At 71.1% G+C, this 8,477-nt stretch carries 9 protein-coding genes and 1 rRNA gene; 7 read left to right on the forward strand and 3 right to left on the reverse strand.

Going from position 1 to position 8,477, the window contains the following annotated elements:
• Positions 1 to 35: 35 nt before the first annotated feature.
• On the reverse strand, positions 36 to 437 hold the full coding sequence (locus tag G3I53_RS27930) for an MFS transporter (RefSeq protein WP_164332663.1): 402 nt from the start codon (positions 435 to 437) through the stop codon (positions 36 to 38).
• Between G3I53_RS27930 and G3I53_RS27935 the strand changes: the two genes are divergently transcribed.
• From G3I53_RS27935 to proC, 5 genes are all read left to right on the forward strand, one after another.
• Positions 391 to 1,026, forward strand: a complete 636-nt coding sequence (locus G3I53_RS27935) for a WYL domain-containing protein (protein WP_164332662.1) — start codon at positions 391 to 393, stop codon at positions 1,024 to 1,026. The two genes, G3I53_RS27930 and G3I53_RS27935, sit on opposite strands and share 47 nt — an antisense overlap.
• Positions 1,027 to 1,147: 121 nt before the next feature.
• The gene (locus G3I53_RS27940; protein ID WP_164332661.1) at positions 1,148 to 1,672 is read left to right on the forward strand and encodes an EamA/RhaT family transporter; all 525 of its coding nucleotides are present in this window, start codon (positions 1,148 to 1,150) and stop codon (positions 1,670 to 1,672) included.
• 195 nt (positions 1,673 to 1,867) lie between these two features.
• Entirely contained in the window at positions 1,868 to 2,725 is an 858-nt protein-coding gene (locus G3I53_RS27945; RefSeq protein ID WP_164332660.1) for an ABC transporter ATP-binding protein, read from the forward strand.
• Complete coding sequence (locus tag G3I53_RS27950) at positions 2,722 to 3,513, forward strand: ABC transporter permease (protein ID WP_164332659.1); 792 nt, start codon at positions 2,722 to 2,724, stop codon at positions 3,511 to 3,513. The genes G3I53_RS27945 and G3I53_RS27950 overlap by 4 nt, the downstream gene beginning before the upstream one ends.
• A 127-nt stretch (positions 3,514 to 3,640) precedes the next feature.
• Complete coding sequence (gene proC, locus G3I53_RS27955; RefSeq protein ID WP_164332658.1) at positions 3,641 to 4,453, forward strand: pyrroline-5-carboxylate reductase; 813 nt, start codon at positions 3,641 to 3,643, stop codon at positions 4,451 to 4,453.
• 69 nt (positions 4,454 to 4,522) lie between these two features.
• Here the strand turns inward: proC and G3I53_RS27960 are convergent, their stop codons facing one another.
• The gene (locus tag G3I53_RS27960) at positions 4,523 to 5,107 is read right to left on the reverse strand and encodes a cysteine hydrolase family protein (RefSeq protein ID WP_164332657.1); all 585 of its coding nucleotides are present in this window, start codon (positions 5,105 to 5,107) and stop codon (positions 4,523 to 4,525) included.
• A 75-nt stretch (positions 5,108 to 5,182) separates the two neighbouring features.
• Between G3I53_RS27960 and G3I53_RS27965 the strand changes: the two genes are divergently transcribed.
• On the forward strand, positions 5,183 to 6,187 hold the full coding sequence (locus G3I53_RS27965) for a helix-turn-helix domain-containing protein (protein WP_164332656.1): 1,005 nt from the start codon (positions 5,183 to 5,185) through the stop codon (positions 6,185 to 6,187).
• Here G3I53_RS27965 and trpS read toward each other — a convergent pair.
• Entirely contained in the window at positions 6,118 to 7,152 is a 1,035-nt protein-coding gene (gene trpS, locus G3I53_RS27970) for a tryptophan--tRNA ligase (RefSeq protein WP_164332655.1), read from the reverse strand. The genes G3I53_RS27965 and trpS overlap by 70 nt on opposite strands.
• Before the next feature lie 753 nt (positions 7,153 to 7,905).
• Between trpS and G3I53_RS27975 the strand changes: the two genes are divergently transcribed.
• Positions 7,906 to 8,477: ribosomal RNA gene (locus G3I53_RS27975) — 16S ribosomal RNA — on the forward strand; the annotation flags it as partial.

The following is an 8,477-nucleotide window of genomic DNA, read 5'->3' on the forward strand; positions in this document are numbered from 1 at the left end:
CGGGGGCCCGCGCCGGCGCGCGGATCGGCGCCGGTTCACCGGTCGTCGTCAGCGGCCGCCGCCGTCCTGGGCAGCCCGAGCATCACGAGTGCCGCCACGACGTAGAGCACCGCGGAGGCGACGAGGACGATGCCGAACGCGTGCGCGTGGCCGGCCGGTCCCGCCGCGTCGGCCGCCGGACCGGCGACGGAGCGGAAGAAGAACGTGCCCAGCATGGCGATGCCGATGGCACTGCCGATCTGGTTCACCGTGGAGAGCACGCCTCCCGCGGCGCCCGCGTTGCGTCCGGGGACGCCGGCGAGGACCACGTCGACCAGGATCGGCGCGGCCAGACCGAGCCCGAGGCCGCCGACGAAGAGGGCGAGGGCCAGCTCCCCGTACCCCGGGACGGTGCCGTCCTCGACGACCGCCCACAGCAGGTTCTCGGCGGCACGCAACTACTGGGAGTTCCCCGCCACGCCGATCGACGCCGAGGTCATCGGCGTCATCGGCGCCGCGATCAGCCGCCGTCACGTCCTGCGCGCGGACCGCACGGGGGAGGGGGAACCGACGACGCTCACGCTGGAGCCCCACCACCTCGTCGTGTGGGCGGGGCGCTGGTACCTCGTGGCGTTCGAGCCGGAAGCGGACCGGTGGCGCGCGATGCGCGTCGACCGGCTCACCCCGCGCATGCCGACCGGACGGACCTTCGACCGGCGTCCCGTCCCGCACGGAGACCCCGCCACCTTCGTGATGACCACCTACGACCGCGGGGACACACCCGCGGAGTGGCCGTGCCGGGGCTCGGCGCTCCTCGCCCTCCCCGCCTCCCTCGTCGCCCGGTTCGCCCCCGGCGGGTCGACGGTCGAGTACGTCACCGACTCCACCTGCCGCCTCACCCTCGGCGCGTGGTCCTGGGCCGGCCTGGCAGGGCTGCTGCTGACCTTCGACGCGGACCTCGCCGAGACCGAGCCGGCCGAGGTCGGGCAGGCGCTGCACGCCCTGCGCGCCCGCATCGACAGAGGGATCGGGCCGGCCGGCCGCTGAGGACAGACCGGGGCGCGGACCGGCACGCGCCGCCCTCGGCCGACGCGGCAGGGCAGGGGCCGACGGCGCCCGCCGGCAGGGGGGCTCCCGGGTGTCGCGGGGGACGCGTCACAATCGACACGTGAGCACAGCAGAGAACGAGACGAACGGAGCCCCGGGCAGCGCCTCCGACTCCCCGGGCACCCCCGCCGGTCCCCAGCCGGAGTCCATCCGCTTCTTCGGCACCACCTGGGTGGACCACGACAACGGCTACGCGGCCCGCCGCGTCGGCGTCGCCGTCGGCTCCCTCGCCGCGGCGGCCGCCGCCTGCTTCGTGCTGCGCTTCGCCTACGAGGGCCTCGCGATCGCCGACGTCAGCAGCTTCGTCACGCTCCTCATGGTCGTGATGTTCGCCGTGTGCAGCTCGCTCGCCTTCCGCCACACCTGGGACAGCTTCCGCCGCCGCCCGGACCCGGACCGCCAGAACTCCCTGCGCGGCCTCCTGGCCATCGGTTTCGTCGGCTCCCTCCTCGCCTACTTCTTCCGCTCCCTGACCGAGGCGCCCGGCGAGAAGCTCCGCCGCGAGGAGTACGAGACCGCCCGCAAGCAGTACGCGAAGCGAACCGCCCGCCGCTCCGGCAACCCCAAGAAGCGCCGCCGCCCCTGAGCGCGGCAGCATCCGGCACCCTTTCCCTCCGGTGCTGCTTCGTGCCGTGACGGCGCGACCTCGCAGGTCCTGAGCCCGCCCGGCGATCACGCCGTGAGCGGGCCGACCGGCATGCCCGCCCCCGGCGCGCCCCATCCCCTTCTCCCTCCTTTCCCGTGCTTGACGCGGCGTGCCCTCGAGCGCATTATTCATCACATGATGAATTACACCTCCGGACCGGCTCACCCGATCGCCGACCCCGGTGGCGGGAGCCCCTCCGACGGCGCCCCGGCCGTCCGCGCGCAGGGCCTCACCGTCGTCCGGGGCCCCCGCACCGTCCTGCGCGACCTGGCCTTCACCGTCCCGCGCGGGCAGATCACGGGGCTCCTCGGACCCTCCGGGTGCGGCAAGTCGACGCTGATGCGGGCCATCGTCGGCACCCAGGCGAAGGTGGCCGGCACCCTGGACGTCCTCGGCCTCCCCGCCGGACACCCCGCGCTGCGCAGCCGCATCGGCTACGTCACCCAGGCGCCCTCCGTGTACGACGACCTGACGGTCCGCCAGAACCTGGACTACTTCGCCGCGATCCTCGACCCGGGCCGCGCCGCCGCCGACCGCCGCCGGGACAACGTCACCCGCGCGATCGCGGACGTCGACCTCACCGGACACACCGACGCCCTCGCCGGCAACCTGTCCGGCGGCCAGCGCAGCCGCGTCTCCCTGGCCGTCGCCCTCCTCGGCACCCCGGAACTCCTGGTCCTGGACGAACCGACCGTCGGCCTCGACCCGGTCCTGCGCCGCGACCTCTGGGAGCTGTTCCACGGCATCGCCGCCGAGCGGAACGCGAGCCTGCTGATCTCCTCCCACGTGATGGACGAGGCGGAGCGCTGCCACAGCCTCCTCCTGATGCGCGCCGGCGCACTGCTCACCGGGGACACCGCCCGGCCGGAGGACGCGGCCGTCACCCCCGACGCCCTGCGCTCCCGCACCGGCGCCGAAACCGTCGAGGAGGCCTTCCTGCACCTGGTGGACCAGGCCGCCGCGGCCGACCGCTCGAAGGAGACCACGCGATGACCACGACCCCCCGCACCCGCACGGCCCGCCCCTCGACCCCGGCCGGCGCCCTCAACACGGCCCGCACCCTCGCCACCGCCGGCCGGGTCCTGCGCCAGCTGCGCCACGACCCCCGCACCATCGCGCTGCTGCTCGTCGTGCCCTGCCTGATGCTGCTCCTGCTCCGCTACGTCTTCGACGGCAGCCCGCGCACCTTCGACAACATCGGCGCCTCGCTCCTCGGCATCTTCCCGCTGATCACGATGTTCCTGGTCACCTCGATCGCGACCCTGCGCGAGCGGACCTCCGGCACCCTCGAACGTCTCCTCGCCATGCCGCTCGGCAAGGGCGACCTGATCGCCGGCTACGCCCTCGCCTTCGGTGCCCTCGCGGTCGTCCAGTCCGCCCTCGCCACCGGTCTGGCGGTGTGGTTCCTCGGGCTCGACGTCGTCGGCAGTCCCTGGCTGCTGCTCCTGGTGGCGCTCCTCGACGCGCTGCTCGGCACAGCGCTCGGTCTCTTCGTCTCGGCCTTCGCGGCCTCGGAATTCCAGGCGGTGCAGTTCATGCCGGCCGTGATTTTCCCCCAGCTCCTCCTGTGCGGCCTGTTCACCGCACGCGACAGCATGCACCCCGTCCTGGAGGGCATCTCCGACGTCCTCCCCATGTCCTACGCCGTCGACGGCATGAACGAGGTCCTGCGGCACACCGACATGACCGCCGCCTTCCTGCAGGACGTCCTGATCGTCGCCGGCTGCGCCCTGCTGGTCCTGGGCCTCGGCGCGGCCACCCTGCGGCGCCGGACGGCCTGACCCGGACTCCGTGCGCCCGCCCCGCACCCCGACCGCCGGTCCGCCCACCGGACAGCCGCCCCGTCCTTCCGCCCCCGGGTGGGAGGATGAACCAGGACGACGCACACCCCGAAGGGCACTTCCAGCCATGACCCAGAAAGTCGCAGTCCTCGGCACCGGAAAGATCGGCGAAGCCCTGCTCAGCGGAATGATCCGCGCAGGCTGGGCCCCCGCCGACCTCCTGGTCACGGCCCGCCGCCCGGAACGAGCCGAAGAGCTCCACACCCGCTACGGCGTCACCCCCGTCTCCAACCAGGAAGCCGCCAAGACCGCCGACATCCTGATCCTCACGGTCAAGCCGCAGGACATGGGCGCCCTCCTCGACGAACTCGCCCCGCACGTCCCCGCCGACCGTCTGATCATCAGCGGAGCCGCCGGAATCCCCACCGCCTTCTTCGAGGAGCGCCTCGCCTCGGGCATCCCGGTGGTCCGCGTCATGACGAACACCCCCGCCCTCGTCGACGAGGCCATGTCGGTCATCTCCGCCGGCAGCCACGCCACCGCCGAGCACCTCGCCCACGCGGAGGAGATCTTCGGCGGCGTCGGCAAGACCCTGCGCGTCCCCGAGTCGCAGCAGGACGCCTGCACGGCGCTCTCCGGCTCCGGCCCGGCCTACTTCTTCTACCTGGTCGAGGCCATGACGGACGCCGGCATCCTGCTCGGCCTGCCCCGCGACAAGGCCCACGACCTGATCGTCCAGTCCGCGATCGGCGCGGCCACCATGCTCCGCGACAGCGGCGAGCACCCCGTCCGGCTCCGCGAGAACGTGACCTCCCCGGCGGGCACCACCATCAACGCCATCCGCGAACTCGAGAACCACGGCGTCCGGGCCGCCCTCATCGCCGCCCTCGAAGCCGCCCGCGACCGCAGCCGCGAGCTGGCCTCCGGCAGCAAGGACTGACGTCGGCCCGCTCCAGTACCGGCGCGGGCACGCGCCCGCGCACCGGAGCGCCCGCAGCCGGTCACCGGTTCACTTGACGGCGGTCAGCACGTCCTCCGTCATCACCACCGACGCGAACCCACCGCCGTGCAGCGACACCGCGGACGCCTGCGCCAGCTCGTCCGCGCTCCGCCGCCAGCCGAAGGGCCCTTCCAGACCGAACGTGTACGTCGCGTCGAAGGCGACCACGACCTCGAACCCGAGGTTCCCGCCCATCCGCGCCGTCGTCTCGACGCACATGTTCGTCTGGATCCCGGCCAGCACCACCTGCCGGATCCCCGCCTCCCGGAGCCAGGCCGCCAGGTCCGGACTGCCCAGGAAGGCCGAGTTCACCGTCTTGGTGACCAGCAGCTCCGCCCCGCCCCCCTTCCCCCGCCGCCGCTCCACGTACTCCTTGAAGCCGTTGCCCTCCGACCCGGGCCGCAGCGGCGACCCCGGCGAGACGGAGTCGTGCCGCACGAACACGACCGGCCGGCCCGCCGACTGCCACGCGTCCAGGAGAGCGGCGATGTTGTCGTCCGCCCCCGGATGGTTGCGCGTCCCCCAGTAACCGGCCTCCTCGAATCCATGCTGCACGTCCACGACCACCAGCGCTGCGTTCCTCGCGATGTCCATGCACCCGATCGTGCCGCCCGACCGCCTCCCGTCCCAGGGGTCCAGAAGTCATCGATCGATGGTTTACTGCCACCCATGGCAGTGCCCTACCGCGTGGCCCTGGTGGCTTTCCCCGGTATCCGCGCCTTCGACGTCTCTGTCATCACCGAGGTCTGGGGCGTCGACCGCACCGACCGCGGCGTCCCCGCCTTCGAACTGCGCCGGGCCGCCACCGACACCGACGCCGTCCCCATGCGCGGCGGCCTCACGCTCCTGCCCGACCGCCCCCTGGCCTGGCTGGCCGACGCCGATCTGATCGTCGTCCCCGGACTGGACGACCACCTCACCCCCGCACCACCTCCCGTCCTCGACGCCCTGCGTCACGCCCATGCCCGCGGCACCACCCTCGCCGCCCTGTGCGGAGGCGCCTTCACCCTCGCCCAGGCCGGCCTCCTCGACGGCCGCCGCGCCATCACCCACTGGGGCCTCATCGACCTCTTCCGAGCACATCACCCCCATGTCCGCGTCATCCCCGACGCCCTGTTCATCGAGGACGGCAACATCTGGACAGCGGCCGGCACCGCCGCCGGCATCGACCTCTGCCTCCACCTGATCCGGCTCGCCCACGGATCCGAGGCCGCCGCCACCATCGCCCGGTCGATGGTCACGGCCCCCTTCCGCACCGCCACCCAGGCGCAGTTCATCGAACACCCCACGCCCCGCACCGACCGCGACGCCGACACCCTCGCCGCCGTCCGCGAGCACGCCCTGCGCCACCTGCACGAACCGCTCACGGTCGCCGACCTGGCCGCCCACGCCGGCATGTCCCCGCGCACCTTCGCCCGCCGCTTCACCGCGGCCACCGGCACGACCCCGCTGCGCTGGCTCCTCGACCAGCGCATCGCCGCGGCCCAGCGCCTCCTGGAACGCACCGACCTCCCCATGCCCGAGGTCGCCCGCCGGTCCGGCTTCGGCAGCGAGGTCACGATGCGCCAGCACTTCGCATCGCGCCTCGCCACCAGCCCCCGGGCCTACCGAGCGGCCTTCAGCACGGGCGCCCCGGTATCAGCACCCGCCGGCAACAGTCCGATCGCCCGGTAAGCGGCATCCACGGTCGGCCGGGCCATGCCCCGCGCCCGTTCCGCACCATCCCGCAGCACCCCCTCCACATAGCCGGGATCCGCGCACAGCTCCTTGTGCCTGAGCTGCACCGGCCGCAGCATCTCGATCACGGCCTCCGCGGTGTCCCTCTTCAAATCCCCGTACGACTCGTATACACCGCCCAACGCCTCCGGGTTCCCACCCGTGCACGCCGCGAGGATCTCCAGCAGATTCGCCACCCCCGGCCGGGACTCCCTGTCGTACACGACGTCCCGCCCGCTGTCCGTCATCGCCCGCATGACCTTCCGGCGCACCACGTCGGGCTCGTCCAGCACATAGACGATCCCCGGCCCGGCATCGTCGCTCTTGCCCATCTTCGACCGCGGATCCTGAAGGTTCATGACCCGCGCCGCCACCTTCGGATGCGTCGCCCTCGGCACCACGAACGCCTGCCCGTAGCGCTGGTTGAACCGCACCGCCAGGTCCCGGGTCAGCTCCACGTGCTGCGTCTGGTCGTCCCCCACCGGCACCTCGTCCGTCCCGTACGCCAGGATGTCCGCCGCCATCATCACGGGGTACGTCAGCAGCGACAGCCGCACACTCCCGCCCCGGCGCTGCTCCCGTGCCGCCTTCTCCCGGTACTGGATCATCCGGCGCATCTCGCCGTCCGTGGCCACGCACTCCAGCAGGTACGACAGCCGGGCGTGCTCGTCGACGTGGCTCTGCACGAACACCGTGCACACCTGTGGATCCAGCCCGGACGCCAGCAGCAGCGTCGCCGCCTGCCGGCTCAGCCTGCGCACCCGTGCCGGATCGTGATGGACGGTCAGCGCGTGCAGATCGACGATGCAGAACAACGCGTCCGCCCGGTGCTGATCCTCCGCGGCCCACTGCCGCATGGCTCCCAGGTAGTTCCCGAGCGTCAGGTGCCCGGTCGGCTTGACCCCACTGAAGACCCGCTTCATCTCTTCTCTCCGTCTCCTGGCCGGGGCCACCGACTCCGGCCGGCCGCCCCTCGGAGCTCCGGAGGGAGAAACAAGAACGGCCGCCGAAGCGGCGGCCGTGTGCGCATACGTAAGGACGGCCGCCGTCAGGCGGCCCACCAGAACTGGCGGTACGTACGCGTCGTCATGCACAGGAGGATACGCCCCGGAGGTGGGACGAGCAGGCGGTTTGACACGCCCAGGACCGATCCGTAGTGTTCTCCGGGTTGCCCGACGTGAGCACCGACTCCGGTCGGTCCCCGGGCGGCCATTCCGCAAGCACCACCACTACTCAGTGGCAGACGTATGTCCGCCCCCGGGTAATGGCTATGCGTGTGCGCGAAATGAGGAATCCACGCCCGAAAGGGCGCAGGACCCCGATTAGCTCGGGAGCCGGGAATCCGCTAAAGTCTCACTCGTCGGAACGGCCCAACGGCCGGGAAGACAAACCCCGCTGACTGGGGGTCAGGTCGAGAAAAAGATCTGATAGAGTCGGAAACACCGAAGGGAAGCGCCCGGAGGAAAGCCCGAGAGGGTGAGTACGAAGGAAGCGTCCGTTCCTTGAGAACTCAACAGCGTGCCAAAAGTCAACGCCAGATATGTTGATACCCCGTCCATCCGGTTTCGGATGGACGAGGTTCCTTTGAAACACACACAGCGAGGACGCTGTGAACCATCGGATTATTCCTCCGGTGGTTCCGCTCTCGTGGTGTGACACCCGATCACGGGTACACATTCACGGAGAGTTTGATCCTGGCTCAGGACGAACGCTGGCGGCGTGCTTAACACATGCAAGTCGAACGATGAACCACCTTCGGGTGGGGATTAGTGGCGAACGGGTGAGTAACACGTGGGCAATCTGCCCTGCACTCTGGGACAAGCCCTGGAAACGGGGTCTAATACCGGATACTGAACCACTTGGGCATCCAGGCGGTTCGAAAGCTCCGGCGGTGCAGGATGAGCCCGCGGCCTATCAGCTTGTTGGTGAGGTAACGGCTCACCAAGGCGACGACGGGTAGCCGGCCTGAGAGGGCGACCGGCCACACTGGGACTGAGACACGGCCCAGACTCCTACGGGAGGCAGCAGTGGGGAATATTGCACAATGGGCGAAAGCCTGATGCAGCGACGCCGCGTGAGGGATGACGGCCTTCGGGTTGTAAACCTCTTTCAGCAGGGAAGAAGCGAAAGTGACGGTACCTGCAGAAGAAGCGCCGGCTAACTACGTGCCAGCAGCCGCGGTAATACGTAGGGCGCGAGCGTTGTCCGGAATTATTGGGCGTAAAGAGCTCGTAGGCGGCTTGTCGCG

The sequence above is a fragment of the Streptomyces sp. SID14436 genome (genome assembly GCF_010548465.1).
Lineage (GTDB): Bacteria > Actinomycetota > Actinomycetes > Streptomycetales > Streptomycetaceae > Streptomyces.

What these genes read in the sequence shown, in the direction of transcription:
- G3I53_RS27945 (WP_164332660.1), top strand. Translation starts at nt 1,868, where the DNA reads ATGATGAATTACACCTCCGGACCGGCTCACCCGATCGCCGACCCCGGT.
- G3I53_RS27950 (WP_164332659.1), top strand. Translation starts at nt 2,722, where the DNA reads ATGACCACGACCCCCCGCACCCGCACGGCCCGCCCCTCGACCCCGGCC.
- proC (WP_164332658.1), top strand. Translation starts at nt 3,641, where the DNA reads ATGACCCAGAAAGTCGCAGTCCTCGGCACCGGAAAGATCGGCGAAGCC.
- G3I53_RS27960 (WP_164332657.1), bottom strand. Translation starts at nt 5,107, where the DNA reads ATGGACATCGCGAGGAACGCAGCGCTGGTGGTCGTGGACGTGCAGCAT.
- G3I53_RS27965 (WP_164332656.1), top strand. Translation starts at nt 5,183, where the DNA reads ATGGCAGTGCCCTACCGCGTGGCCCTGGTGGCTTTCCCCGGTATCCGC.
- trpS (WP_164332655.1), bottom strand. Translation starts at nt 7,152, where the DNA reads ATGAAGCGGGTCTTCAGTGGGGTCAAGCCGACCGGGCACCTGACGCTC.